This is a genomic window from Lachnospira multipara ATCC 19207 (genome assembly GCF_000424105.1).
Classification (GTDB): Bacteria; Bacillota; Clostridia; order Lachnospirales; family Lachnospiraceae; genus Lachnospira; species Lachnospira multipara.
In genome coordinates, this window is record NZ_AUJG01000003.1 from 117,735 (window position 1) to 143,316 (window position 25,582).

The window sequence follows — 25,582 nt, forward strand, 5'->3', positions numbered from 1 at the left end:
TGTATTTATTTTAGAACAATTTAATTAATTACTATCTAGTATCTATAACATACAAACTACCTTTTTATCTTTATTACTTCTCTCTTCCAAAGGCCTGTCCAGTAGAGAATATATAGGATTACAGCGGATGTTGCATTAGATACAACAACTGCGTACCATACAGATTCTACGCCCATGTGAAGAATACTTGAGCAAACCCATAGAGTTAAGAATCTAAAAATCCAAATTCTTGATGCATCAACAAGCATTGTAACTAAGGTATGGCCGCTACCATTAAAGAGGCCCTGAGTTACATTGTAAAATGCATTAGTAAAACACCAAGCTGCCATTATAGATAGGAAATCCGTTGCAAGAGGCACAACCTTCATATCACTAGTAAATATCTTTACAAGGAAAGAAGCAATAGGTCTTCTAGATAAAAGCATACCAAATACGAAAAGGAAAACCGCACCAATTCTTAAGGTAATGTGATAAGCCTTATCCGCTCTCTCCTTATTCCCTGCACCGATATTTTGACCAACGATTGTAGAAATAGCTGAACCAAGACCGTTTGCCGGCATTGTAATAAGAGAGTTAATCTTATTGCCGATACCGTAAGCCGCAGTGGCCATAGTACCGTAAACAGCTACATTTTTAGTCATAAGCATAAAGCCAAACTGCATTGTACTACCACCGATTGAGGTTGGAAGTCCAATTTTGAAAATGTTAGACACCTTGTTAATGTCTAGCTTAAAGCCTCTAAAGTTAATTCGTATTAACTGAGTCTTTCTTGAAAGGATAAATATTGCAACGATTGCACATGGCACCTTTGCAAGTAATGTCGCAAGAGCTGCGCCCTTAATGCCCCAACCAAATACCATAAGAAATAAAGGATCAAGTAATAAGTTAACCACCACACCTAATGTATTAAGAAGCATAGGTTTTATGGTATCTCCCTGAGACTGCTTAACCGAGGTAAACAAATTAATAGTAAATAGGAATGGTAAATCCAAAACTACTATTCTAATGTAAGTTAAACCAAATCGATAAATATCGCCACTTGCACCAAGCCAAGCCACAAGGCCTGGAGATATAAGATAGCAAAATACTGCTAACACAAGAGAAAAGCCCCAAGCTGTAAGACAAATGTGATTAGCCATGGAGTTGGCCTCCTCATCCTTTCTTGCACCTAAATATTGGGCTATTAAAATCGCACCTGCTGTAGTAAAACCATTTCCAAAATTAATCAATATATTCTGAAAAGGCGATACTAAAGTGATTGCTGCTTGGCTATCTGTACCAATCTTTCCAAGCCAGTAAGTGTCTGTCAGATTATACATACTCTGAATAAAGCTGTTAATCATAACAGGAATTGCAAGGGTTAAAATCGCCTTGACCAAATTTCCGCTAAGAATTTCATTCCTTTTAGACGCGCTTAATTTCTTTGCCATAACTTCTCCTAATATTTTTTCAACATGTTATCTATAAATGTTTCTTGACAATTATCAAATTATAAACAATAATTATATTAGCATAAAAATATGTATTTTCTACAAATTTATACCTTGATATAAGAGAAAATACAGAAATTTTGTTAACTAATACAAAACCAGTAAATATTTTTTACTTTTAATATATGTTAAGGAGTTATATAATTATGTTAAAGAATGTTCCGAAAGAATTCAATATACAACGTATAAAAAGAGATGCTTCTTTTAAACCAAGTAGCACCCACTCTCATCCCTTCCATGAAATCTTTTATTTGGTAAGCGGACAATGTAAGGTTTTTATTGATCACAACATCTATACCTTCAACAAGGGCGATATTGCCATTGTACCTGCAGGCACTCTTCACAAGACTGACTACACAGGTAAAGGTATTCATGAACGTATCGTAATAAGTTTTACAGAAGAACAGGTGCACTGGCTAAACAATTATGCTGGAGACGGCGTGGTTGAAGAATTTTTATCGGCTAATGATGTATTTTCAATACCAGATAGAAGAAGGGATTATGCAGAGACTCTAATGAACAAGCTTTTATTTGAGAAGAACAATCCCGACATCTTATCCCCGGCATTTATAAGTACATCCCTATCCGAGTTACTTCTTTTTATAATTCGATGCAAGAAATTTGAGGATAACGTTGTAAAAGAGATCGACACGAACAACCAGATTATGCAAGAAATCGCAACTTACATATACAATCACTACAATGAGCCACTTATGCTTGATGACATTGCTCACCAGTTTAACCTAAGTCGCTCATACCTGTCTAAGAAATTCAAAGCATCCACTGGTTTTGGTTTTAAGGAGTACATGATTAATATTAGAATTAAAAAAGCCTGTGAGCTTTTACTTGGTACCAACAAAACCATTACAGAGATTGCCTTTGAATGCGGTTTTAACGACAGCAACTACTTTGGAGATGCCTTTAGGCGAATTAAGGGCGTGTCTCCTCACAAGTATAGAAAGAACGCAGAAACATTCTAATTTTTTTGAAAATGTATCGCTAAATTTCGGTCTTAAAAAAATTTTCAAAAAAAATGTAATTTAAGGGTTAAGTTTTCATATTAAGATGCCGATACTTGAGTTATAAGAAATCTTTTCTTAAACTAAATATCTTAATAGAATCTTTTTTTACCAAGGAGGGTAAAGCTTATGGAATTAAATGGAGTTAATTCAGCTATCTCTGTAGCAGCTACAGAGACCGTAGCATCAAAGTACTCTAGTAAGGCAAGCAAGTCTAATAGCTCATCCACTTCGGAGAAGGCTATTTTTTCTGATGTCGCAGCAACTTACGAGAGTTCAAGCAATTCAAGCAAAACAGCATCTACAACAAGACAAATAGCTAACCCGGAATTAGTGGAACAATTAAAAGCAGATCTTGAGGCACGTACCTCACAGATGCAGTCACTTGTTACACAGATGTTCCAGAAACAAGGAATTGCCATTGGTTCAGCCGATGACATGTGGAAACAATTAGCTAGTGGAAATTTCACTGTAGATGAAGCAACAAGAAAACAAGCAGAAGAAGACATTTCTGAAGACGGTTATTGGGGTGTTAAACAGACATCTGAGCGAATCTTCTCCTTCGCAAAAGCCTTAGCAGGTGATGATGTGGAGACTATGAAGAAGATGCAGGCTGCCGTTGAGAAGGGTTTCAAAGCCGCAACTAAAACTTGGGGCAAGGAACTTCCTAATATTTCAAATCAGACCCTCAACGCAGTTAATACAATGTTTGAAGACTTCTACAATAGCAAGAGCGAAAGCACTAACGCTTAAGAAACGTTTCTTCTTTGACTTAGAATTTTTTCATATCTGATGAAATCATTAGTAGGGGTACCAATGATCATAAAAAGCAAGGGGGCTTGCTTTCTCATCAGAAATTATGATATTAACCTTGATTAGAAAATTTCAATTTTAATTTAATGTTTTTTACTTTTTAAAAATTTGGGTATGTTTTTAAAAACCAAGGCTACGGCCTTTAAATAAAAGAAGCAGAGAGTTTAACTCTCTGCTTCTTTATTATATTAGCTAATTTCTAGCTTTATTCATTATTTAATGCTAATTCTAGATTGCATAACCTCTAGCCTTAATTACATCAATAACCTTATCTACAAGCTTTTCGCATAAATCAAGTGAGTTTGCCTCAACCATTACACGTACAAGTGGCTCTGTACCACTTTCACGAACTAAGATTCTACCATCTTCACCAAGCATCTTAGCTACTTCTTCAACTGCTGCCTTAACTTCCTTATCGTTTTGAGCTTCAGTCTTATTAGTAACCTTAATATTCTTTAATACCTGTGGATAAACTGCAAATGGTGCAGCAAGTTCAGATAATGTCTTGTTCTTTGCAATCATAACTTCCATCATCTTTAAGGCTGTAATAATACCATCACCTGTTGTAGCATACTTAGAGAAGATAATGTGGCCAGACTGTTCACCACCAAGTCTGTATCCGTTCTGAAGCATATTTTCATAAACATACTTATCACCTACAGCAGTCTTCTCATATTCAATGCCTACTGCATCAAAGGCCTTGTAAAGACCAAAGTTTGACATTACAGTTGTAACAACCTTGTTGCCTTCAAGAGCACCCTGCTCCTTCATGTAGCAACCATAGATGTAGAGGATGTGATCACCGGAAATGATTTCACCATTTTCATCTACACATAAACATCTATCAGCATCACCATCAAAGGCAAAACCAGCATCAAGATGTTCTCTTCTTACTAATTCCTGTAAACCTTCAATATGAGTTGAACCGCAATTTGTATTAATATTAGTACCGTCTGGGTTAGCATTTATAACATAAGTCTTAGCTCCAAGAGCGTCAAATACTGCCTTTGCAAGAGTCCAAGCACTACCATTAGCTGCATCAAGACCAATTCTCTTGTCCTTGAAAGAATGAATAGCAAGGCTCATAAGGTAACCCATGTATCTGTTACGTCCAGCTACATAATCCACTGTACGTCCGATATTCTCCTTAGTTGCATAAGGGATTTCACCTAAGTCTCCATCAAGATACTTCTCAATCTCGCCAATAACGTCTTCACGCATCTTCTCGCCTCTGTCGTTAATAAGCTTGATTCCGTTATCGTAAAATGGATTGTGACTTGCACTAATCATAATACCGCAATCAAAGTCCTCTGTTCTTGCAACATAAGATACAGAAGGTGTTGTTGTAACATGAAGTAAATATACATCTGCGCCAGAAGCTGTTAAACCAGCAACTAATGCGTATTCAAACATGTAACTACTACGTCTTGTATCCTTTCCAATAACTACCTTTGACTTACCGTCTTCATGATTCTTACCATAGAACCATCCTAAAAATCTACCTACCTTAAAGGCATGGTCAACTGTTAATGTAACATTTGCCTCACCTCTAAAGCCATCAGTACCAAAATATTTTCCCATTTGTTAGTTCCTCCTAAATAATACCACTATTGTAGCAATTCCTTTAGGAATTGCTATGTAGGCTCGAGCCTTCGCGAAGCGAATCTAATGCGAGAGCTTCCCACTACTGTCATAGTGCCAAAACACTATCACTTATCCTTCATACCCATTAGGGTTATTTGACTGCCATCTCCAAGAGTCAGCACACATCTGCTTTAAATCTCTCTTTGCTTCCCAGCCAAGTTCCTTCTTTGCAAGGCTTGCATCACAATAACATGTTGCAATATCTCCTGCTCTTCTTTCCTTAATAACATAAGGAATCTTAACGCCAGTTGCTTCCTCGAAGTTCTTAACGATATCAAGAACTGAGTAGCCATTTCCTGTACCTAAGTTATATATTTTAACACCTGGATTTTCTGCAATTTTCTTAATAGCTGCCACGTGACCAAGAGCTAAATCAACTACATGAATGTAATCTCTTACACCAGTTCCATCTGGAGTATCATAGTCATTACCAAATACACCAAGCTGCTGTAACTTACCAACTGCAACCTGAGTGATGTATGGCATAAGGTTATTTGGAATTCCGTTAGGATTCTCACCCATTCTGCCACTCTCATGTGCACCAATTGGATTAAAGTATCTAAGTAGAATAACATTCCACTCAGGATCTGCCTTCTGAATATCCATAAGGATCTCTTCAAGCATCCACTTTGTCATACCATAAGGGTTAGTTGGCTTACCCTTTGGGCATTCCTCTGTAATAGGAATAAAGGCAGGGTCTCCGTAAACTGTTGCTGATGATGAGAAAATGATATTCTTAACACCATGATTTCTCATAACATCGAAAAGTACTAAAGAACCTGAAATATTATTGTGATAGTATTCAAGTGGCTTAGCTACTGATTCACCAACTGCCTTAAGACCAGCAAAATGAATTACACTATCAATATCTTCTTTATCAAAAATCTTATTAAGAGCGTCTCTATCTAAGATATCATTCTCATAAAATGTAACCTTTTTATTTGAAAGTTCTTCTACTCTTTTTAAAGACTCTTTACTTGCATTAACTAAATTATCCACTACTACTACTTCATATCCAGCATTAAGTAACTCTAACACTGTATGACTGCCAATAAATCCTGCTCCGCCTGTTACTAAAATTGCCATATCAAAATATCCTCCAAAAAGAAAAAATAACGTGGGCGCATGTTGCGCACCCACGTTTAATAATACCATATATTTTAGTTTAAGGCACTAATTATTCGCCCTGCATCATACGTTCAGTTGTCCATGTCTCAACTGTATACTTATTAGCCTTGTTGTATCTCTTACGAAGATTAACTAACTGCTTAAGGTATTCCATAGTAACCTTACCTGAAAGCTTTGATTCACCTTCAGTTCTCTGCTGGAACTTATAAGGAATCTCAGTAACCTTTGCGTAAGTACCCATAGCAAGTACCTCAACCATAATCTTCCAACCAATTGGCTGTAAGTCAGCATTTTCAATTACTTCTCTTCTAAACATGAATAAACCTGAAGTAGGATCTGTAATCTTTCTTAAGCATGGTAACATGATCTGACCGATCTTTCTTGCTGTACCTGATACAAACTTACGGTACCAGTTAAGACCACCGTCATCACCACCAGGAATAAGTCTTGATGGAATACAGAAGTCTGCGCCAGCTTCCATTGCTTTATACATATATTTTAAAACGATTGGAGGATGCTGTAAATCAGCGTCCATACACGCCATATAATCACCCTTTGCTAATCTGAATCCCTTTAAAACAGCTGTAGCAAGTCCTGATTCGTTAGTTCTATGTTCCATACGAATCTGTGGGAAGTCCTTAGCAACTTCCATAATAATCTCTGGTGTGTTGTCCTTACTGTCATCTACAAAAAGAATCTCATAATCAATTCCCTTAAGAGCATCATCAATCTGAGTTACAAGATTTCTAATGTTCTTACCTTCATTAAATGTTGGAATAACAACTGATAACATTGTTTGCCTCCTAAAAATCTAATCTAAATTTTAATCTAATAGTAATCACTTGTTTAAAAATGCCCTATATAAGGCAAAAACTCTCATAAACTGACAGTTTTTTCACAAGCTTGTTAATTATAATACCTAAATATGAATATTACAAGTAAAATTATAGCCTTCATAAAAAGTTCACTAAAGCCAATACTTACATAAACCAATAAAATTCCTGATACCAATAAAAAATCATAAAGCTTTCTATAACAATTAAAGCCGTTGTGATAAGCACTCTTAAGATTTTTGGCATTCTAGCTAAAAGGTCATAAACTCCAATATAAGTTACCCAAACTCCAATAATAAATCTAGGTGTACTCATAACATGACTAGTTAGTGGAATAAGTAGAGCTATAATTCCAAAAATCGCCATAGAGATATATTTTCTATAAATCATATATCCATAAAGGGCGAAAGCTACAATACAAAACCAACCCATGTAGGTGTATCTTAGCTCTAGCTGGCCTGTGCAGGCCTTCCATAAAACCTCAATAATTGGAAAGTAGTTATCATCTCTCCATGCAATCTGCACATGCATGAAAGCCCAAGGGTCACCGCAAAAGATTCTTAAGAAGAACATATATGCAAATGTACCTAGAGGGGCAATCATCACTGAGAATATATCAACTGGTCTCTTTAATTCATAAAGAATGAAATCCCATAAACATCTACAAAACTTTTTAAAGTCCTTAATGTGAGGAATTTTTCTATCCTCAAGTCTTATCCAATCAAAGAACATTTCTATAATAATTGGGAAAACAAGTATGCAACCAACTATTCTAGTAGCTGAGGTAAGCATGGCAAAAAAGCCCGCTGCCAAGTAGTTCTTCTTTATAATATTGTAGAAACTTAAAGCAATAGTCATTATAAAAAGACTCTCTGTATAAGTTGAACCTGCATAAAAAGCATAAGGACTAGCAAAAAGTAAGATTGAAATAAGTATCCAAGAATATTCAACTTTTCCTTCCTTACTCTCACTGCCTCTTAGTTTGACCTTCTTGCCATCTCCGTAGTTAAGACCTAAATCCGTAACAATCTTTGCGGAATAGAAAGCAGCAATTATTATGCAAATGTTAGACACAATCATACCTGTTACATAAGCCGAAAGATGATTAAAACTTATGGCTCTTACAAACATGCAAATCAAAGGATAAAGTGGGAAAAATGCCCAGTTAGCCTGAGGGTCCACATCTGTTGGATAAGTATATCCGTATTTCATAATGTCTGCGTAATGCTCTGCATCCCACACATTTATGGACATGGCAAAATCCTTATGAGTATCACAAATCAAATTAGTGATTGGCACAAGGGCAATCATTATAAGTCTTGAAAGCCCCCATACCATAAGAATTGTCATTAATATTCTAAAATTTACGTTTTCCTTTAGGAGCCTTCTAAATTTGTCTTTTATTTTGGACATAAATAGCACTCTCCTTTTCTATAAATTCATTAAGCCTTTAAAGATCTGAATTAGATTTGCAAATACACTAGTAACGATAGGAATTGCAAACATAAATATTGTCATGAGTACAAAGATTGCACCGTATACCCAAACCGCAATTCTTGAAAGAATCTTTTCGCAAACTCCAAAGAGAGCAACTCTTTTTAACTTACCCTTCTTTGTAAAATATCCATAAAGACTGCCAGCAACAATAATAATTAAAGCAATTATAGAAATTAAAAGACCTGGTGTTGTACCCTTTGCCTTAAATTCTAGAGTAATTGTATTATTGCCTTCTTCTAGGTTAACCCCAGTAAATAAGCCAAATACATTATCTGCTTCTACGCTTTTTCCATTAATTGTTACGCTCCAATTATCGCTATTATAAATAACTGGCATAATAATATAGCAATCTGAAGAAACGCTACCATCTGAATCATCAGATTCTGATTCTGTATAGTAGTTATTATATGTAAGTGTTAAAGAGGAGTTATCATAACTTACCTCATATTCTGTATTGTTGTTATAAGAATCGCAAAGTTCTCCAAGCTTTCCTAAATCAACTCCACCAACTGTTGTAATAAGTCTTTCGTAATTATCAATATCCTTACACTCAACAACAATTTCTACATCCTCATCTGCAAATGTACCTAAGTAGAGAAGACCATTGTTGTAGTTATCAGGTGTTGATACATTTTCTAAATCACCAAGAGTTGAAGCATTGACAGCCTCACCGTTTACATAGACAGTTAAGTCCTCATAAAGCATTGATGAGTTAGCATCGTTATCATCATTATTAGTATCAAGACCGATATAAAGTGCCTGTGTACCATTGATGTAGTAAGAATAACTTGCAGAAAGAACTGTGTCAGTCTTTGAAATCTCTGCCTCATCCTCGTAACGCTTTACAAGAGTAGCCTCGCTATCGTTTACCATTGCTGAATAGAAAATGTTATGTAAATCAATCCAGTCGCCATGAGCGCCTCTGTCCCAATTTGTTGCATCGCCATAATTTGCTAAGCCCTCATCTAAGATAGACTTATTAATAGTCATGGCAAAAGGAAGTGTGTAGTTACAAGAATATAACTTAAAGTCCCCTTCCTGTCTTTCAAGTGTATATAAATAATTATCTAAATCTAACTGATTAACTGCCTCAGTCACGTGAAATAAGGCATTTGTAAATACTGTTCCGCCAGAATCAAGTAACCATAAGAAGTACTTAGAGTAACCAAAGTTTCTACTGTAATCCTGTGTATTTTCAAGGAGGGCTGCTGTAAAGCTTGATGTTGCGCCTCTTCTTAAAATCAATGGATAGTTAGCATTAAGGGAAATATCAGGGTTTACAATTCTATCTGTTGCAGACTCTTCAATTTCAAGGTTATTAGCGGCCTCCACTGCTAACTGAACATAATCGCCATACTGGTAAGCTGCGTAGCTGTAGAACTTAGGTGGGCCAGTAAAGGCATATACTCCTAAGAATACCTCCACGATCATGAAAGAAATAACCCTTTTAAGATTAAGCCCCTTCTTTGACTTAATTAGCATGAAAATGTAAATCAATAGGAAAATTACAAATACTGCATTTACAAATATAAAGCCAGCCATTTCTCCAAGGCTTCCTGCCTTGTTATAAAGAAGAGCAAAGCCAATGCAAACAAAGGCTATAAGGAAACAGCTAATAATTCTTTCCTTATTAGAAAGCTTATCATCGTTAATAAGTGGCTTTCTAGATGCATTTTCATAAGAATCCTGCATGTGAATCTCAAGATACTTTGCTGTTAGAATAATCATTGTAAAGGCAATAATAAATCCATTTCTTAAGGTATAACCGTTATAAGAACCAAAGTGCCACATAAGGTTTACACCCTCTGAAACTACAGGAGCTAAAACTAGGATTAGCATTCCTAAGCTTTCCTTAAAGTTCTTTGAATTCTTCTTTTCTCTAATCATTGCTGCGATTACAAACACGAAGCAGAAAGAAAGTCCAAAAATCATAATAGAACGTTCAATAATACCAAGGGAAATGCTTGTAGCCACTGGCTTAACAATCCAACCTAAATACTGTGAAATTAAACTTTCACTGCTGCCACCACGCTGTGAAGTAGAAAGCTGCATAAATACAGGAATAAGCACGAAGCAAGAAAGTGCAAGACCACCTGCTGTACCAAGACCAGTATTTAAAGTCTTCTTCTTCCAAGCCTTTCTATCTCCAGTAGCAAACATTCTGATTCCACCAACTAAAAGAATGTAAATAAGCGACATAGCACCAAGATAGTAATTAATAATAAACATAATTGCTACCATGATTGTATAGAATAACTTCTTGCCTGTGTAGAATAATCTATCGTAAGCCATCATAAGAAGTGGGAAAATTGCTACAATATCCATCCATGGTGTAAAGCATGAAGCGTAAACAATTACATATCCACCAAATGAATAAAGAACAGAAAGAGCAACCTTTGCCTTTCTATCTAAGTTCTTAAAGCTAACATAGAGATATCCATACATTGCTACAGAAGCAAAAGTTAATTTAACTAATGTAAGAATTGAGATAAACTCTAAAATGTAATCTCTTGGGCAAAAATATAATAAGATATTAAATGGACTTAGCATTGAAAATGCTGAAATACTCATTGAAACATTAGTACCATAGCCTGTGTACCAATCAAACCAAATGCTTGCCTTGCCATGCATGAAATCCCATAAATGAGCATATAATGGGGCAACCTGCTGCATGTTATCAAAGAAATCAATTCTATTTTGACCAAGAGGCCAAATTCCCTTTAGTAAGAAAACCACTAAAAGTGTGATAAGTGTTATAAGGCCTGGAATACTAAATTCTTTAATTAGAGACCCTAATCGATTTTTTTTCATAAATCTAACTCCTAGTTTTTATTTTTTATTGATTCGTTATGTTAACCTTCCATAAAAGGAAACTTGTATCTTCATCTGAGACAAATTTTAGTTCGTAAAGCTCATCCTTTACTATGTCTGCATCTACACTAAATTCAAACTCTCCCGGCTGATTAAATGTACCTATATAAGTCTCACCAAGATAAATATCTACCGAACAAGTTCCATCCGTTGATGGCTCTACATACTCACAACCTGTATAAGATGCTCTTCTTAAGCTTTCAGATGGAAAAGCGCTAGCTACAGAAAGAAGTGTTAACTCTTCTCCATTAGTATTGGCTTCCTTTGCCATATTAATCACCTTAAGCACCCAGGATCTATGAGAGTTTCCCTCATCAGTAGCTGCAATTATTGCCGTTTCAATTGTTCCTGAAACTATTTTATCCGCCGACTTTCTCTGCTTAGATAAAACAGCGGCATCTTTCATAGTCAGGCCTGAATTAGCTCTTACAAAACCGTATTCGGTTAAGTAATCCTTAACTGTTATGCTGATTGTTACCTTATTCGTATCTTCATTAAAAATGTAGTAAAGAATCGATTCTTCGTCATTAGACCAAGTACCATCAAATCTTCCTGAAGTATGCCATCCATCACCTCTTCGTCTAGCTACGGGATGGCTTACGTATTTACCATCACTGTTACGATAAGTATTCTCAGTCAAATACTCCACTTGACCATAGTCATAACTTAGATTACCGTAACCCGGCCACTCAGTTATTTCGTGGCTAATGTAATACATTTCATACTCCACACCTACATCAGGTTTAAGCCCTAGATATAAAACAATGAGATAAAATAAAATTAAAACAGCACTCGCTCCGTATAATAGCCTTCTTAGAGGCTTTTTAAATCGTGTGTTGTTGTTCATATTTCATTCCTTTATAAAATATATTGTTTAACTAATTACTTGCTGCTTCTGTAGTTGCCTCCTGTGTTGCTTCAGTAGCATTAGCTCCTGTGCTATCATCTGTCTTTGGGGAACTTTCCTTAGAACTTCCCTCTCCTGATTCCTTACCAGACTCTTCTACATTCTGTGAACTTTTTGAATCCTGTGAATCATTTGAACTAGCTGCTTCTGTAGCCTTTGTTGTAGTTTCAGTACTAGAAGTTGTTGTACTATTTGATGACTTTGTAGCTTCTGTTGTAGACTCAACTGTTGCCTTTGTTGTTGCTGCCTTTGTTTGACTAGCAGTTGTTGCCTCACTAGTCTCTGTTTCGCTTTCAGCCTCAGTAGTTGATTCAACCTGAACCTGATCTGATGCCACCTCATCCTTACCTAGTAATGGCACAAATACAAGAACGGCAACTACTGCTACCACCAAGCCAAATAAAGCCACAGTTACAATTCTTGCCTGACCCACAGAAAGATCTGGGAAAAGTCTAGCAAAGAAGCCCACAATAGGGCCTGCCTTTTTCTCCTCCTTTTCTTCCCCATCAGTCTCACTCTTATCAACTTCAAAGTCATCATCAGCTTCAACTGATAATGTCTCTAACTCTAAATCTTCCTCTGAATCTTCAGTTATTGCTTCAACTTCAGGAATTGGAGCTGTTTCAACCCTTGTAACATTTTCCTTCAAATTAGTAACTGTAACTAAATCAGGATTTATATTCTCATCAATAAATTCAAAGCCATCTAGCTCGTTAGTATCCTCACTAATTGCCTTAAATCCATCTAAGATTTCATAACCATAATGTCTTCTTATTTCATTAAGGAAACCTCTAACCTTATCTTCACTAAGATTAGTAAGCTTTGCAATCTCTGCTACACTTCGCATCTCATAACCGAAAAGCTCTAACATTGCCATAAGAACAGCCGGCAACTTTTTAAACTTTTTTCCACAACCCTTAAAGTCCTTCACGTTTCTAAAGGCTGTAACATTATTCTTGCAAACGTTATGTAATTCCTCATCTTCCTTTAAATTATCATAACTATAAGCACAATCCTTTAATTCGTAATCATTAGCTTCTTCTAATAAATCCTTGACTAAGAAACTAGAAACTAATGTTGCGATTTGTCGATAAATGTTCTTATTTAAATTAATCTGGGATAGATTATCATATACATAATCTAGGGCATCTTCTGTGTAATCCTTAGAATCATTCTTGTTTTTCATAACCGGATAAACTAAGGCATACACGTCATCATACATTTTCTTAAGAAATTCTTCTCTGCTGTTCTCGTTATTTAACGCTCCTCTAACTAGTGACGAAAGCATAGTTTCGTTATTCATATGATTACTCCTCTTATTATTTCTTCTCATTACTTAACTTCACTTTGGTATGATAAAAATGTATACATACCCATATTCTGTATAATTATAACACTTAAATTAATAAAAGTCAGTATAACTGTTTTCTTTGTATAGCAAAATAGCGATAACAAAAAATATTTAAAGGAGTACGGATTATGATTAATGGTAATTTAGATCAATTTCTTGATACCGGATGGTTCTCTGAAGCAACACTTTACTACAATGGCTATATTTATTGGTTAGAGGCTCAAACAGATGATATTGAATCTGTTTTCTTCATTGATCGATGGAAAGCTCAGAATGAAGATAATAAATACTATCATTCTATATTAAACAATGATGGAACTCTTTCCTATGACCGAGTTTTGGAAATACATGGTAATAATTTAGATTCAATCAAAAAACAGTTTCTTGAAGCTACTCCCTTCGAGGGAAAAACATTCTGGCAAGTCGAAAAAGAGATTGCCTGGCTAGACGAAAGCACTCCAATTTAGAACAAGTAAAGAGGCGTCCATTTTTTATAATATTGGGACGCATCAAATTTTAATTTCTTACATACTATTTGTTTACATTCACACGCTGTATATCAAATAAATTCCTCTTTTGTAATTGCCATTTCAATGATATTTTCTCTCTCATGTGGGACAATCTCTTTATCGACAAAGCCAACTTTTTTATAACAGCTATGAGCAATGTCATTATGTTCAAATACACCAATTGTTACAGTCTGGACTCCAAGGATATTAAAAGCATAATTAAGTCCTGTGCGAAGCATACTTGTTCCATAACCTTTTCCTCTAATGGAGTCGTCAACTATTACCCAGCCAAAACGAAGGACTTTGTTATCTCCATGAATATATCTCATGATAAAATGCCCAATAACACCATCTTCATCTGTAAATGCAATCCAAGGATAGAAGTTATCTTCCTCTTTGCAATCGCCGTTATCCTTTAAATATTTGTTATCAACAGTCTCTGCACTAATAGGGTACAATCCAAAATGATCTCCGCCCCACTTATGAAAGACATCTTCATCCCTTATCCAGCTAATAATCCTTTTGGCATCACAGCTCTTATATGGTCTCAGTCTCACTTTTCACACCTCCATAATTTTATCTTTTCTAATAATCTATCAATGTCATCTTATCATTTATTATCACTTTCTCCTATGGAAGTTGCAATAATCCATTTTGCAATAATTTCTTTATCATCGGTTTATACTTATCTATTCCAAAATCTTCTACAATACTTGTAATTCGACCACCCGCATCTTTTGACGATGCGCCGCATAAGAATACACGTTCATCTTTTGTTCCGTAATCAAGAACAATAAATCTGTCATGGAAAATTCCACCGGTACGTTGCATTGTAATTTTTAATGTTGGGTATTCTTTGCAGAAATCTTTGTATTCAATATTGTGGAGTTTTGAAGTACCTACATTATCACTAAACACCTTGATCTCCACTCCCGAATTAACATTTTTCAAGTGTACCAACGTTCTAATTCCAATATAATTATCAACAAGATATACTGATTTCTTGGCTTTACTGTATATTGAAGAATATGCCACATCCGCACTGCAATACTTTGTATTATACATGAGCCAGCCATTATCCTCGTCACTAACAAAACTATTCATCATGTCTGCAAGATCAGATTTTGTCACAACATCGCTAAGTCCATCCATGACATCTGACATTTGTTTTTCCACAGAAACAAGATCCATTCGGAGCTTTTTTATCTCGACCACATTGCTTGCAGTTTGCATTGATAGCTGCATCATTTCACGCTGACCAATAAGACTCTGGTTATCAATAATATAGTCCTTCATCTTTTTGAAAGTACGAACTAAATCTATACTCTGTTTTTCTGCCAGTGTTCCTTTTAAAACTGTCATTAACATATACAATCCTTGCTCTGTAAAAACGTATGAATTACTACGCGACATTGAATTAATATTTGCGGTCGCATTTTGCGACCACAAAATTTTCACTTCTTCATCAGTCACTTGAAACATAAAGTCTTCAGGAAATTTTCCTATATTTCTCTTTACCTGCTCGTTTAACCTTTTAGTTTCATATCCATATATTTCTGCCAAATCTGCATCAAGCATTACCTTTACGCCACGAACTTCATATAGTATTTCTCTCAAAAATTCTTCTGTAACTTCTACTGGAACTAATTCAGTATTTTCGACCACTTCCTTCTTTTTATCGCCCATATTTTCCTTTCCAATCTTGAGGTAAAAAATTTTGACCTCAAGATTCTACGTTTTAACCTTTTTTCTTTTTAACCCCATCGAATTCGACCGGTTTTAACTTTATAGTTAAAGTGTTCACTTTTAAACACTTTTTGAAGTCCCTGCAATTTTATGCTGTTCTTTATAATATGCCAGATAGCGATAAGCTGTTCTTCTGCTGACATTCCCCTCTGCCACAATCTCCATAAGAGTCATGCCACTCTCATACTTCAACATGAAATCATTGAATGCTGCCATCCAAGCTTCATCATGTTTTTTTCGACCACCGAAGTTACGGTTACGAAGCTTTTCGTTTTCCGCCTTAAGCTCGGCAACCTCTTTTTCTAATTCTTTTATTCTCTTAAGGGCTTCATCAATAGTTTTAATCTTCATCTCGTGCCACCTCGCTTTCTGACACTATTTTAATTCTACGCTATGTCACTGTCAACTTGCTTTTTGGCACATGCTCTTTTCTGATTTCATCACTGAGCCTGGGTTGTGATAACATTGCTTATAATAATCTTTGAGTTGGTCACCAAATTTTTCGATGGTAAAATATATTCATATGATAATAGTAGCGGTCATTTTAGGCCTAACTCAAAATCATTACCTAAGGTAAAAGCAGCACTTGATAAATTATATAAAGAAAATCCGAATCTTTTTGATAAAGGTTCCGAATGGAGGAAGAAGTAATGGATAACAAAGAACATATTCAGGCAGAAACCAATTATATATTCAACTATGATTTTAACGATAATGATATTCCAGAAGAAGTTGAAGAAGAATACTACGATAGAGCTTCTGCTTTATTAGATGAGTATTCATGGAATGATATATTTAACTGCTGGTTCGATTATTTAAAAGCAAACTGCAACACCCCTGAAGAAGTCATTAACTGGGCCAACCTCTTCTATTGGTATGGCGGCTTCGAAAAACCAATCCCTGACCCATATGAATTTTTGGGATATTTATACTTCAAAGTGGATGTTGCTAAATATGTCGATGAGGCACAAACAGTATTTGATGGTATTGCAATAGGTATACTTGGAAAAATTGGAAAAGTAAGTCTCATTGATAACCCCAATTATGCACCTGAAAATGACCCTGAAATAATAGCAGCAGTTGAACGATGGAAAAATCGTTAATGTTAACTTAGGCGCTTTATATGAGTTCATCCTCACGCAGCTCGAAAAGCGTGGTATGAAAATCGACCGAACTATATAAATAACAAATGGGCATTGGATATTCTCCTTTGCCCAATTTTCATTATTGCTTTATTAAATACTTAACCGGAACTTCCTTAGTAAGCCATACACCATTCTTAGATAAGAAAAACTTATATCCTTCTCTATGCATCTCTCCTGCCTTAACAATATACAATACTGGCTTGCCATGGCGTTGACCTACTTTTACAGCAGTGTCCGCATCTTTCGACAAGTGTACATATAATCTGCTTTTAGGAATCAGTCCTTGCGCATCAATAGAATTAACATACTTCTCACCAGTACCATGCCATAATTCTTCCGGCGGTTCAGTTTCTTCAAGCTCCACATCAACCGGGATTGAATGTCCCTGGTTAGCTCTTATTAGTGTCTTATCATCATTGAATGAATATCTCTGTTTATTATCAGTCCTGACAATCTCTTCCAAAATATCCATGTTAAATTCATGAGTCTTTGCTATTCCTTCAATTAATTCATCGACATTGGCCCAGCCATGTTCATCTAAGCTGATGCCTATTGTCTCTGGTTTATGCCTAAGAATAAGACTCATGAATTTGCTTGTATCGTTTAAACTCATATATTATCCCTTCCTTATTTTCCGTATTTTTCTTTTAACCTAATTTCTTCAAGATTAATCAGTAATATCTTTCGTAATATAGTCTTCAATCACAAAATCATTATTATTAATTGACTGCAATTTCTGAACTATTTGCTTAATTATGCCAATCATCTCTTCATACGCTGCCTTATATCCATCCTCATCAAAAACGCATGCGCTATCGTCTTCATTAAATGAATAAAAAGAATCATATAGATTTCTTGCTTGTTCATTCAGTTTTTTTAAATCTTCATTGCTATCGATTAATGGATATTTCCTTCTTATAAATCCCTCTTCATCGTATACCCATATAGGGCCATGAAGATACTCATTCATCAATTTGATTGTATACATTATAAATCATCCTTTCTAAATGGATACGCTGAAACAATAAAACCATTCGTACCAATTCCTGTCATTGTATAGTAATTTCCTTTATACTCATAAACCCTCTCGTAGCCTTGCCTTCCATTACCTATGTTTACGAGTCGATTACTAACCACAGAACCATTTTTTATAACCTCTTTTAGGTATGAGCCAAATGATTTGCCATATACTCAAATATCCTGCCAAACTTCTCATCTGTATCTTTTTGATATTCCAACTGCTTCAGTTCGATAGCATTAATCTTCTCAAACATTAGAGCATTATTAGCAATGAAGTGACGCATCTCCTTAAAAGCACGCATGATAAAAATGCTTTGTTGCTCAGCTAACTCACCTCTAAGAACTGTCGCTAACATATAGATTCCTTGCTCTGTAAAAGCATAAGGCATTTTTCTTCTACCACCACCCTGCCCTTCAAAAAATGAACCATTTCTTGAAGTCGCATTTTGCGACTTCATGTGCTTCCGCGTTTAAAACATAATTATTTGCGGTCGCAAAAATCGACCGCAAACCACCTTTTCAATTTTTTAAACTCTTTCCTACATATTCTCAAGACTCTCTATCTTCTTCAGAGTCTCCATATAAGCCATAAGACGCTTTTGCAGCTCTTCTCTGAGGTTATGATAATCTTCAATCATCTTAACATCCCCTGGAGTAAACTTACTCTCAGGACTTGCAGGTTTTCCGACAAATGCGTGTGCAATTAAAAAATTTTATGCTATACTATTACATAATATGATGAAAAGGATGTGATTATTATGAAAAAATTGAAATTACTTTCTAATCTACTTTGGTTAATTGGGATCACCATTATCGCAATGGTAATTCTAGGAAAATATCATTTCATCAGTTTTCTCCCCACATCCATAGACCCTTATACATCTAATTCTTCAGAGCAACTACAATTAGCTTGTAATTATACTATTGCATTTAATTTTACAGGGTATGCTTTTTTTATTATTTCTATTGTCCTTAAAATTTACATCATGGAACATAAAGAAAATAATAGTTTCAAAACGTATTCTTTACGAATTACAGAGAATAAGCCTAATTATCTTTTAATACTGTGTAAGATTGTAATCATAATTTTTTCACTAATTTGCCTACTTATATCTTCTCTAATTACACTTTTCTCCTTTATAAATTTTGATGATGTTCCTTTATAAAAAAGAGGAATTATTTTAACTTTGCTGTATTCATTTACATCCTCTGGATGCAATCTAAGATAATCCCTGAATGCCAAATGTCTTTTCAATTCCAAAGAATCCTCCGGACACACATATAAATGATGTTTCTGTAAATAAAGTCCTGCTTCCAGTTTTCATCATAAGGAAGTACAACAACATGTTTTGTTCTCATTAAGCTATTTCTCCATCATTTTAATTGCATCATCCAATGAAATACAGTCAGCAAATCTCTTTGGCCACATCATTTCATTGTAATATTTATAAGTCGTTTCTCCATCCATGTAATCATTATCAAACGTAGAGTTCGTTCCCCTTGGAATAATTACTCTGTATCCTCTTTCAAAAGCTGATTTCACAGAGGCATCAATACAAAAGTTTGTCTGAAGCCCCACAATCATAAGTTCCTTGTCTTTCTGTTTATCAAGATACGTAGCAAGCTCTTTATTCCCAAAACAACTGTTAATCTCTTTTACAAAAATCTTCTCTCCGGCTTCCGGAGCAACCTGGTCGGCTATCTCAAAATCCACATCACCAATAGAAAATCCTGTCCCGGGTCCATCATCGTGTTGAACATAAATAACCTCAACACTATTCTTCCTTGCGGCATCAATAATACTTGTCACATTCTTTAAGAATCCAGCATAATCATATAATCTTTCATCCGTAATCCCTTTTTGTATGTCTATCACAATGAGCTTCACTTAATATTCCTCCAAGTCCTATCTATAGCAACCACGATACATTTAGCTATAATTCAATATTTTAACCAATCTATCCTCTTTAGAGCGTATTCACAGCATTTTTATGTCCATAAAGATGTTATAAACATTGGCGATGCATCATTACTCTTTTCAAAACCACAGTTCTGGTAAAAATGCATTTCATTGTCATAAGCAATTACAGCTATTCTAAGATAATCCTGATACTTATCTTTAATCTTATTGATTAGTGTTCTGCCAATCATCTGATTGTGATATTCTGGATTAACTAACAAATAATGGACATATGCATTCATTATTCCATCATCCATAGCACATACCATCCCGACTAATTTATCCCCATCGTAAGCAGAAAAAACTGTGTTGAAATTTTTCATTGCAACGCATAGTTTTTCCGGGTAATGACCTGAAGACCAATTAACCGACAAAAATAATTCTTCCAGTTCATTTTTATTAAAATCATGTTTATCTGTATATTTGATATCCAACGCTGCCTCCTAAATTAATTCCATTTCTGATTTCATTTTAACAAAACCATATTTCTCATATAAAGGTCGCCCCATATCTGTTGCTTCTAATGATATCTGTTTAACTCCACGTTCTTTTGAAACATTAACAAGCATATCTAATGTTTTGTACGCAATTCCTTGCCGTCTATAGTTCGGATCTGTATACATATTCATGATGTAGGCTTTCTTGCCACTTGAATTATGATAGGTCGGCATAACATTATAAAAGCTAACACCGCCTGCGCCTATGAATTTACCATCATCCATTACGAGAATCGCAAAATGGGTACCGTCTGCCAATGCCTTTTTATAATAATTATAAGATTCTTTTTCTACCTCTGTCATATCAACAGAATCATCTAACTTATTTGCCGCTCTTAAAACTTTAACACGGGAAGCCGTCAATAAATCAATATCATCCAAAGTTGCCACTCTATATTCCATGTTTTTTCACTCCTATGATTGTTTTTTATATCATCTGAAAATATTTCAAAGCATATGGCATTTTTTTATGTCCATTCCACGTTTATTGTTGCTTCCGTTTAAAGTCACAATTTGCCACTTTAAACGATCCGGAACCTCTTCTGGTTCATCTTGTTTCTTTTTCATTTACGACTCTCCTCCTGGAAGCCTTTTGATAGCATCCATACTGACAGCAGATAAAGTTTCCATCTGCTTAAGAGCTAATTCTCTAAGCAATACAAGACGCTCCGACATTGCTTTCCCCTGTTCTATGAGAATTGCGTTATAACTTTCCATATTTGCCAGTACAAGAAGTTGATTCAGCGTTGCGTCATCTCGAATGTTACCTTTCTTATCAGTATTATTTTCACGCCACTGTTTTGCCGTCATACCAAACAATGCCACATTCAGGATATCCGCTTCATTTGCATATTTATATGAAATCTGCTCCGGTGTAAGCTCCTGCAAAATAAGATTATCCTTAATAGCATCTGTGTGAATGCGATAATTCAACTTTGCTATCTCACGATTCAGATTCCAATTCAGAGACAATCGGCTGTTTTCGTCGGACTTGAGCCGTTGGTAATCTTTGATGATATAAAGCTTAAATTCCGGAGAAATCCAAGATGCAAATTCAAAAGCTATATCAATGTGCGCATATATCCCACCACCATATCTTCCGGATTTTGTGAACAAACCTATAGCGCCTAATTTATCTGTCCAATTCTTTATTGAAAATACAAACGCGTTTGTACCTGCATCTTCTTTAAACGTATCGAAATCGATACGTTTAAAATCAGGATTATGTAAAATTTCCCAAAGCCCAAGAAATTCTACCACGTCTCTTCCACGCAACCAGTTATGAATTGTAATTCTAGGATCAATGCTTTTATACCTAGCTATATCTGTCAATGATATAAATTCATTCTTAAAATCAGTTGTGTAAATACCTATATCTATGCCTGCAGCATGTATAGTTTCTTTTTTTATTGTCTTTGCCATATATCCTCCAATAAAATCCGATTAAAGTGTTCACTTTCGGACAATTTTTGAATCATCTGCAGTTTTCTGCAATTCCCTATAATATGCCAGATAGCGATATGCTGTTCTTCTGCTGACATCCCCCTCTGCCACAATCTCCATAAGAGTCATGCCACTCTCATACTTCAAAATGAAATCATTGTATGCTGCCATCCAAGCTTCATCATGTTTTTTGCGACCACCGAAGTTACGGTTACGAAGCGTTTCATTTTCCGCCTTAAGCTCGGCAACCTCTTTTTCTAATTTTTTTATTCTTTTAAGGGCTTCATCAAGAGTTGTAATCCTCATCTTGTGCCACCTCGCTTTCTGACACTATTGTAATTCTGAACTGTGTCACTGTCAACTTGCTTTTTGGCACATGCTCTTTCTGATTTCATCCCTGTGCTTGGATTGTGATAACATTGACTATAATAATCTTTGAGTCGGTCACCAATTTTTCATATAAATAAGTTTCTCTGGCTATTGGTATATATATTGAATCCTAATTTTTTCTATGTATTCTAGATAACAATTCTTTCTAGACAACCACACTTAGTCAACACTTTTGATATTCCTTATAAATATGAGCCAATTCCCTCTTATCTATCAGTTCATGACCTATAAATGATAATTCCACTATATACGGCATCCAATCAATGATCCGAAGGAAATCATCCACATCAAATGCTGGATCATAATAATTCAGAATGGTGCTAAGTGCAGTTCCATGCGTACCTATGACAATTGTTTTCCCATTAAACCTGTCAAGAACATCAAATAAGGCATTGACATTGCGTTCCTGCGTTGATCTGAGGGATTCTCCACCTTGCTCCGCATAATCAAAATTTGTCCACCTTTTAGAAAATTGTCCCATTCCATTTCCGTGTTCACCGCTCTTTCTCTCGCAGAATCTTTCATCCGTGATGATACTCATAGAAAAATAATCAGCAGCCGCTTGGATAGTATCTACACTTCTTCTTTCAGCATTTGAAGCACACGCAGCTCTCTCTTTATCATCTGATAATTGAAAGCGTTCTCACTGGTATACTCGTCATTTACCCGGATTGCTTCGTCAATATCAACATCTCTTAAAGTAAACTCCAATTCTTCCTCGTAACTGTCAAGATCCTGCCCTATGTTTGCTTCACTTACATCACAGAAATAATAGAAATTTTCCTGCTCAAAAATGGTATTCTCATCTCTATCACTGTTTTGTCTTCTCAAAACGCTGCCGTATTCTCTAACGGTTTCCGGTATAACAACAAGACCTGTTTCCTCTCGCACTTCCCTAATGAGCGTATCTATCCTGTCCTCATTACCACGGATTCCTCCACCAGGAAACTTATAATACTTCTCGACAGGGCTGTATACCATGCGAAGTTTGCCTTCTCTTCGTATGATTGTTCTAACAGACGGTCTTCTGAAAATCCTAAAATCCTCTCTATAATCTTTAAGATCAATTGTAAATAATCTTCTCATATTACCGTTTCTCATTTTCCCTCCACAACCATGCTTTCGTTACATTAAATTTTTCAATTAGGATCAAAACTTGATTCTACGCTCCTCTTCCTCGAATGCATAGATAATCTTCAATCATCTGAACATCTCCTGGAGTAAACTTACTTTCAGGACTTGCAGGTTTTCCCACAAAGGCGTATACAATTAAAAAAAATTTATGCTATACTATTACATTATATGATGATAAGGATGTGATTATTATGAAAAAATTGAAATTACTTTCTAATCTACTTTGGTTAATTGGGATCACCATTATCGCAATGGTAATTCTAGGAAAATATCATTTCATCAGTTTTCTCCCCACATCCATAGACCCTTATACATCTAATTCTTCAGAGCAACTACAATTAGCTAGTAATTATACTATTGCATTTAATTTTACAGGGTATGCTTTTATTATTATTTCTATTGTCCTTAAAATTTACATCATGGAACATACAGAAAATAATATTTTCAAAACGTATTCTTTACGAATTAAAGAGAATAAGCCTAATTATCTTTTAATACTGTGTAAAATTGTAATCATAATTTTTTCACTAATTTGCATACTTATATCTTCTCTAATTACACTTTTCTCCTTTATAAATTTTGATGATGTTCCTTTATAAAAAGAGGAATTATTTTTATAATGCTACCCTTTTTTATATACTAGCATTTTTCCATAAAATCTGCGTAAACAGATGCTAAGGTTTTCTATTAGTTCACTCTTGTGAGCAACACAACATTTTCTACGTGCACAGTATGAGGGAACATATCCACAGGCTGCACCTTCTCCACCTTAAATCCCTTCTCGCATAAGAACTTAAGATCTCTTGAAAGTGTTGCTGAATCACAACTTACATAAACTAATCTTTTTGGTGCCATTAATACAAGTGTATTAAGAAGCGCCTCATCGCAACCCTTTCTTGGAGGATCAACTACAACTACATCTGGATGCTTTGCAGAAGCATCCCCATCTTTACCATAGATTTCAGGAACCACTTCTTCAGCCTTACCCACCATAAAGTTAGAGTTTGTAATGGCATTAATCTTAGCGTTATTTTTAGCATCCTCAATGGCCTGAGGAACTATTTCCACCCCATACACTTCCTTTGCCTTTTTAGCAAGGAAAAGAGAGATTGTACCAATTCCACAATACATATCCCATACCACTTCTCCTCCAGTAAGACCTGCAAATTCTAAAGCCTTAGAATAGAGCTTCTTAGTTTGAATTGGATTTACCTGGAAGAAAGAAAGTGGTGAAATCTGGAATTTAATATCTGCAATAAAATCCTCAATATAACTGCTGCCATAAAGAGTTTTACACTCTTCCCCTAAGATTACATTGGTGTCCTTTTTGTTCAAATTAAGCATAATAGATGTAATTCTTGCAACACCATCACCCTTAGCTTTTAAGTCCTTTTTTAATTCTTCTGATTCTAAGTCATTAAATCTTGAAGCAGCACTTGTCTTAATTTTACTAAAATCAATTGAAAGTAATTTCTCATTAAGCTTATCTGCCTGCTCCGCCTTTAAGCCATTTCCATTAATTACAAGACAGACCATAATCTGACCTGTTGTAAAGCCTGTTCTAATAAGTACATGACGAACCAGTCCCTTATGCTTAGTTTCATCATAAGCAGGGATAGCATTTTCCTCCATCCACTCTTTAACTTTTTGTAAAATGTAGACATTTTCCTTAGCACCAATAAGGCAATCCTGGTTATCAATAATTGAATGAGTTCTTCCTGCATAAAAGCCCATAACAATCTTGCCTTCTTTGTTTAATCCCACAGGATACTGGGCTTTATTTCTATAATTAAATTCAGACTCCATACCAATAACTGGAAGAACCTCTAATTTAGAAGCTCCTGTGAAGCCACCAATTCTTTCAAGATTTCCCTCCACTAAAGAACGCTTAAAATCAAGCTGTGCCTTATAATTCATCTGTTGAATCTGGCATCCACCACACTGTCTAGCCACAGGGCATTTTGCCTCAATTCTTGCAGGACTAGCCTTAAGGATCTTCATTAAACGGCCATAGCCATAATTTTTCTTAGCCTTAATAATCATGGCTTCGATTTCATCCCCGATTAGGGCATCCTTTACAAATAAAGTGTAGCCATCAACTCTACCTATACCCTCTCCACTAGTTCCTAAATCTGTAATTGTTAATTTAACTGTGTCGTTCTTTTTATATGACATGTTAATCCTT

The 25,582-nt window shown here is 35.4% G+C and carries 27 protein-coding genes; 4 read left to right on the forward strand and 23 right to left on the reverse strand.

Annotated features, from left to right (window positions below):
• Nucleotides 1-56: 56 nt before the first annotated feature.
• Nucleotides 57-1,430: an MATE family efflux transporter gene (locus tag G600_RS0104715; protein ID WP_027430915.1), complete on the reverse strand. Its 1,374-nt coding sequence runs from the start codon at nt 1,428-1,430 to the stop codon at nt 57-59.
• A 206-nt stretch (nt 1,431-1,636) separates the two neighbouring features.
• Between G600_RS0104715 and G600_RS0104720 the strand changes: the two genes are divergently transcribed.
• Together G600_RS0104720 and G600_RS0104725 are read left to right on the forward strand one after the other, a co-directional pair.
• Complete coding sequence (locus tag G600_RS0104720; protein ID WP_027430916.1) at nt 1,637-2,470, forward strand: helix-turn-helix domain-containing protein; 834 nt, start codon at nt 1,637-1,639, stop codon at nt 2,468-2,470.
• Nucleotides 2,471-2,638: 168 nt separating this feature from the next.
• Nucleotides 2,639-3,262: a hypothetical protein gene (locus tag G600_RS0104725; protein WP_027430917.1), complete on the forward strand. Its 624-nt coding sequence runs from the start codon at nt 2,639-2,641 to the stop codon at nt 3,260-3,262.
• Nucleotides 3,263-3,550: 288 nt separating this feature from the next.
• Here G600_RS0104725 and glmM read toward each other — a convergent pair whose 3' ends face one another.
• The 7 genes from glmM to G600_RS0104760 form a co-directional block, all read right to left on the reverse strand.
• Nucleotides 3,551-4,903, reverse strand: a complete 1,353-nt coding sequence (gene glmM, locus G600_RS0104730; protein WP_027430918.1) for a phosphoglucosamine mutase — start codon at nt 4,901-4,903, stop codon at nt 3,551-3,553.
• A gap of 132 nt (nt 4,904-5,035) precedes the next feature.
• Nucleotides 5,036-6,052, reverse strand: a complete 1,017-nt coding sequence (gene galE / locus G600_RS0104735; protein ID WP_027430919.1) for a UDP-glucose 4-epimerase GalE — start codon at nt 6,050-6,052, stop codon at nt 5,036-5,038.
• 91 nt (nt 6,053-6,143) lie between these two features.
• Nucleotides 6,144-6,887, reverse strand: a complete 744-nt coding sequence (locus tag G600_RS0104740) for a polyprenol monophosphomannose synthase (protein ID WP_027430920.1) — start codon at nt 6,885-6,887, stop codon at nt 6,144-6,146.
• A gap of 187 nt (nt 6,888-7,074) precedes the next feature.
• The gene (locus G600_RS0104745) at nt 7,075-8,340 is read right to left on the reverse strand and encodes a hypothetical protein (RefSeq protein WP_027430921.1); all 1,266 of its coding nucleotides are present in this window, start codon (nt 8,338-8,340) and stop codon (nt 7,075-7,077) included.
• An 18-nt stretch (nt 8,341-8,358) separates the two neighbouring features.
• Entirely contained in the window at nt 8,359-11,235 is a 2,877-nt protein-coding gene (locus G600_RS0104750; RefSeq protein WP_027430922.1) for a YfhO family protein, read from the reverse strand.
• 25 nt (nt 11,236-11,260) lie between these two features.
• Nucleotides 11,261-12,013 (reverse strand): hypothetical protein, encoded by a 753-nt coding sequence (locus G600_RS0104755; RefSeq protein WP_027430923.1) that lies wholly within the window; start codon nt 12,011-12,013, stop codon nt 11,261-11,263.
• 160 nt (nt 12,014-12,173) lie between these two features.
• On the reverse strand, nt 12,174-13,505 hold the full coding sequence (locus G600_RS0104760) for a sigma-70 RNA polymerase sigma factor region 4 domain-containing protein (protein ID WP_027430924.1): 1,332 nt from the start codon (nt 13,503-13,505) through the stop codon (nt 12,174-12,176).
• Nucleotides 13,506-13,681: 176 nt separating this feature from the next.
• Here G600_RS0104760 and G600_RS0104765 point away from each other — a divergent pair, with 176 nt between their 5' ends.
• Nucleotides 13,682-14,020, forward strand: a complete 339-nt coding sequence (locus G600_RS0104765) for a hypothetical protein (RefSeq protein ID WP_027430925.1) — start codon at nt 13,682-13,684, stop codon at nt 14,018-14,020.
• A gap of 92 nt (nt 14,021-14,112) precedes the next feature.
• On the opposite strand, the gene G600_RS0104770 is transcribed toward G600_RS0104765, so the two are convergent.
• The 3 genes from G600_RS0104770 to G600_RS0104780 all read right to left on the reverse strand — a co-directional run bounded on the left by G600_RS0104770 (nt 14,113) and on the right by G600_RS0104780 (nt 16,159).
• Nucleotides 14,113-14,619, reverse strand: coding sequence for a GNAT family N-acetyltransferase (locus G600_RS0104770; RefSeq protein ID WP_027430926.1), 507 nt, complete (start codon nt 14,617-14,619; stop codon nt 14,113-14,115).
• A gap of 73 nt (nt 14,620-14,692) precedes the next feature.
• Nucleotides 14,693-15,748 (reverse strand): ORF6N domain-containing protein, encoded by a 1,056-nt coding sequence (locus tag G600_RS0104775; protein WP_027430927.1) that lies wholly within the window; start codon nt 15,746-15,748, stop codon nt 14,693-14,695.
• Between the two features lie 120 nt (nt 15,749-15,868).
• Nucleotides 15,869-16,159, reverse strand: coding sequence for a hypothetical protein (locus G600_RS0104780; protein WP_027430928.1), 291 nt, complete (start codon nt 16,157-16,159; stop codon nt 15,869-15,871).
• A 299-nt stretch (nt 16,160-16,458) separates the two neighbouring features.
• On the opposite strand from G600_RS0104780, the gene G600_RS14965 reads away from it, so the two are divergent.
• Nucleotides 16,459-16,911, forward strand: a complete 453-nt coding sequence (locus G600_RS14965) for a hypothetical protein (protein ID WP_027436966.1) — start codon at nt 16,459-16,461, stop codon at nt 16,909-16,911.
• A 121-nt stretch (nt 16,912-17,032) separates the two neighbouring features.
• Here the strand turns inward: G600_RS14965 and G600_RS0104795 are convergent, their stop codons facing one another.
• The 12 genes from G600_RS0104795 to rlmD all read right to left on the reverse strand — a co-directional run bounded on the left by G600_RS0104795 (nt 17,033) and on the right by rlmD (nt 25,572).
• Complete coding sequence (locus tag G600_RS0104795; RefSeq protein WP_027430930.1) at nt 17,033-17,566, reverse strand: RNA 2'-phosphotransferase; 534 nt, start codon at nt 17,564-17,566, stop codon at nt 17,033-17,035.
• A 54-nt stretch (nt 17,567-17,620) separates the two neighbouring features.
• Nucleotides 17,621-17,941: a hypothetical protein gene (locus G600_RS0104800; protein WP_027430931.1), complete on the reverse strand. Its 321-nt coding sequence runs from the start codon at nt 17,939-17,941 to the stop codon at nt 17,621-17,623.
• A 172-nt stretch (nt 17,942-18,113) separates the two neighbouring features.
• Entirely contained in the window at nt 18,114-18,431 is a 318-nt protein-coding gene (locus tag G600_RS16150) for an ORF6N domain-containing protein (protein ID WP_051195366.1), read from the reverse strand.
• 593 nt (nt 18,432-19,024) lie between these two features.
• Complete coding sequence (locus G600_RS13775) at nt 19,025-19,291, reverse strand: GrpB family protein (protein ID WP_155885937.1); 267 nt, start codon at nt 19,289-19,291, stop codon at nt 19,025-19,027.
• 45 nt (nt 19,292-19,336) lie between these two features.
• Nucleotides 19,337-19,861, reverse strand: a complete 525-nt coding sequence (locus tag G600_RS0104820; RefSeq protein ID WP_027430933.1) for a cysteine hydrolase family protein — start codon at nt 19,859-19,861, stop codon at nt 19,337-19,339.
• Between the two features lie 101 nt (nt 19,862-19,962).
• Nucleotides 19,963-20,367, reverse strand: coding sequence for a GNAT family N-acetyltransferase (locus G600_RS0104825; RefSeq protein ID WP_027430934.1), 405 nt, complete (start codon nt 20,365-20,367; stop codon nt 19,963-19,965).
• Between the two features lie 9 nt (nt 20,368-20,376).
• Nucleotides 20,377-20,832, reverse strand: a complete 456-nt coding sequence (locus tag G600_RS0104830) for a GNAT family N-acetyltransferase (RefSeq protein WP_027430935.1) — start codon at nt 20,830-20,832, stop codon at nt 20,377-20,379.
• Between the two features lie 165 nt (nt 20,833-20,997).
• Entirely contained in the window at nt 20,998-21,852 is an 855-nt protein-coding gene (locus G600_RS0104840; protein ID WP_027430936.1) for a KilA-N domain-containing protein, read from the reverse strand.
• A 30-nt stretch (nt 21,853-21,882) separates the two neighbouring features.
• Nucleotides 21,883-22,179, reverse strand: coding sequence for a hypothetical protein (locus G600_RS0104845; RefSeq protein WP_027430937.1), 297 nt, complete (start codon nt 22,177-22,179; stop codon nt 21,883-21,885).
• A 247-nt stretch (nt 22,180-22,426) separates the two neighbouring features.
• Nucleotides 22,427-22,804 (reverse strand): histidine phosphatase family protein, encoded by a 378-nt coding sequence (locus tag G600_RS13780; RefSeq protein WP_242826351.1) that lies wholly within the window; start codon nt 22,802-22,804, stop codon nt 22,427-22,429.
• Nucleotides 22,805-22,836: 32 nt separating this feature from the next.
• The gene (locus G600_RS0104855) at nt 22,837-23,364 is read right to left on the reverse strand and encodes an NUDIX domain-containing protein (RefSeq protein WP_242826352.1); all 528 of its coding nucleotides are present in this window, start codon (nt 23,362-23,364) and stop codon (nt 22,837-22,839) included.
• A gap of 720 nt (nt 23,365-24,084) precedes the next feature.
• Entirely contained in the window at nt 24,085-25,572 is a 1,488-nt protein-coding gene (rlmD, locus tag G600_RS0104865; RefSeq protein WP_027430940.1) for a 23S rRNA (uracil(1939)-C(5))-methyltransferase RlmD, read from the reverse strand.
• Between the last annotated feature and the right edge of the window lie 10 nt (nt 25,573-25,582).

What these genes read in the sequence shown, in the direction of transcription:
- G600_RS0104715 (WP_027430915.1), bottom strand. Translation starts at nt 1,430, where the DNA reads ATGGCAAAGAAATTAAGCGCGTCTAAAAGGAATGAAATTCTTAGCGGA.
- G600_RS0104720 (WP_027430916.1), top strand. Translation starts at nt 1,637, where the DNA reads ATGTTAAAGAATGTTCCGAAAGAATTCAATATACAACGTATAAAAAGA.
- G600_RS0104725 (WP_027430917.1), top strand. Translation starts at nt 2,639, where the DNA reads ATGGAATTAAATGGAGTTAATTCAGCTATCTCTGTAGCAGCTACAGAG.
- glmM (WP_027430918.1), bottom strand. Translation starts at nt 4,903, where the DNA reads ATGGGAAAATATTTTGGTACTGATGGCTTTAGAGGTGAGGCAAATGTT.
- galE (WP_027430919.1), bottom strand. Translation starts at nt 6,052, where the DNA reads ATGGCAATTTTAGTAACAGGCGGAGCAGGATTTATTGGCAGTCATACA.
- G600_RS0104740 (WP_027430920.1), bottom strand. Translation starts at nt 6,887, where the DNA reads ATGTTATCAGTTGTTATTCCAACATTTAATGAAGGTAAGAACATTAGA.
- G600_RS0104745 (WP_027430921.1), bottom strand. Translation starts at nt 8,340, where the DNA reads ATGTCCAAAATAAAAGACAAATTTAGAAGGCTCCTAAAGGAAAACGTA.
- G600_RS0104750 (WP_027430922.1), bottom strand. Translation starts at nt 11,235, where the DNA reads ATGAAAAAAAATCGATTAGGGTCTCTAATTAAAGAATTTAGTATTCCA.
- G600_RS0104755 (WP_027430923.1), bottom strand. Translation starts at nt 12,013, where the DNA reads ATGTATTACATTAGCCACGAAATAACTGAGTGGCCGGGTTACGGTAAT.
- G600_RS0104760 (WP_027430924.1), bottom strand. Translation starts at nt 13,505, where the DNA reads ATGAATAACGAAACTATGCTTTCGTCACTAGTTAGAGGAGCGTTAAAT.
- G600_RS0104765 (WP_027430925.1), top strand. Translation starts at nt 13,682, where the DNA reads ATGATTAATGGTAATTTAGATCAATTTCTTGATACCGGATGGTTCTCT.
- G600_RS0104775 (WP_027430927.1), bottom strand. Translation starts at nt 15,748, where the DNA reads ATGGGCGATAAAAAGAAGGAAGTGGTCGAAAATACTGAATTAGTTCCA.
- G600_RS0104780 (WP_027430928.1), bottom strand. Translation starts at nt 16,159, where the DNA reads ATGAAGATTAAAACTATTGATGAAGCCCTTAAGAGAATAAAAGAATTA.
- G600_RS14965 (WP_027436966.1), top strand. Translation starts at nt 16,459, where the DNA reads ATGGATAACAAAGAACATATTCAGGCAGAAACCAATTATATATTCAAC.
- G600_RS0104795 (WP_027430930.1), bottom strand. Translation starts at nt 17,566, where the DNA reads ATGAGTTTAAACGATACAAGCAAATTCATGAGTCTTATTCTTAGGCAT.
- G600_RS0104800 (WP_027430931.1), bottom strand. Translation starts at nt 17,941, where the DNA reads ATGTATACAATCAAATTGATGAATGAGTATCTTCATGGCCCTATATGG.
- G600_RS16150 (WP_051195366.1), bottom strand. Translation starts at nt 18,431, where the DNA reads ATGAAGTCGCAAAATGCGACTTCAAGAAATGGTTCATTTTTTGAAGGG.
- G600_RS0104830 (WP_027430935.1), bottom strand. Translation starts at nt 20,832, where the DNA reads ATGGAATATAGAGTGGCAACTTTGGATGATATTGATTTATTGACGGCT.
- G600_RS0104840 (WP_027430936.1), bottom strand. Translation starts at nt 21,852, where the DNA reads ATGGCAAAGACAATAAAAAAAGAAACTATACATGCTGCAGGCATAGAT.
- G600_RS0104845 (WP_027430937.1), bottom strand. Translation starts at nt 22,179, where the DNA reads ATGAGGATTACAACTCTTGATGAAGCCCTTAAAAGAATAAAAAAATTA.
- G600_RS13780 (WP_242826351.1), bottom strand. Translation starts at nt 22,804, where the DNA reads ATGAGTATCATCACGGATGAAAGATTCTGCGAGAGAAAGAGCGGTGAA.
- G600_RS0104855 (WP_242826352.1), bottom strand. Translation starts at nt 23,364, where the DNA reads ATGAGAAACGGTAATATGAGAAGATTATTTACAATTGATCTTAAAGAT.
- rlmD (WP_027430940.1), bottom strand. Translation starts at nt 25,572, where the DNA reads ATGTCATATAAAAAGAACGACACAGTTAAATTAACAATTACAGATTTA.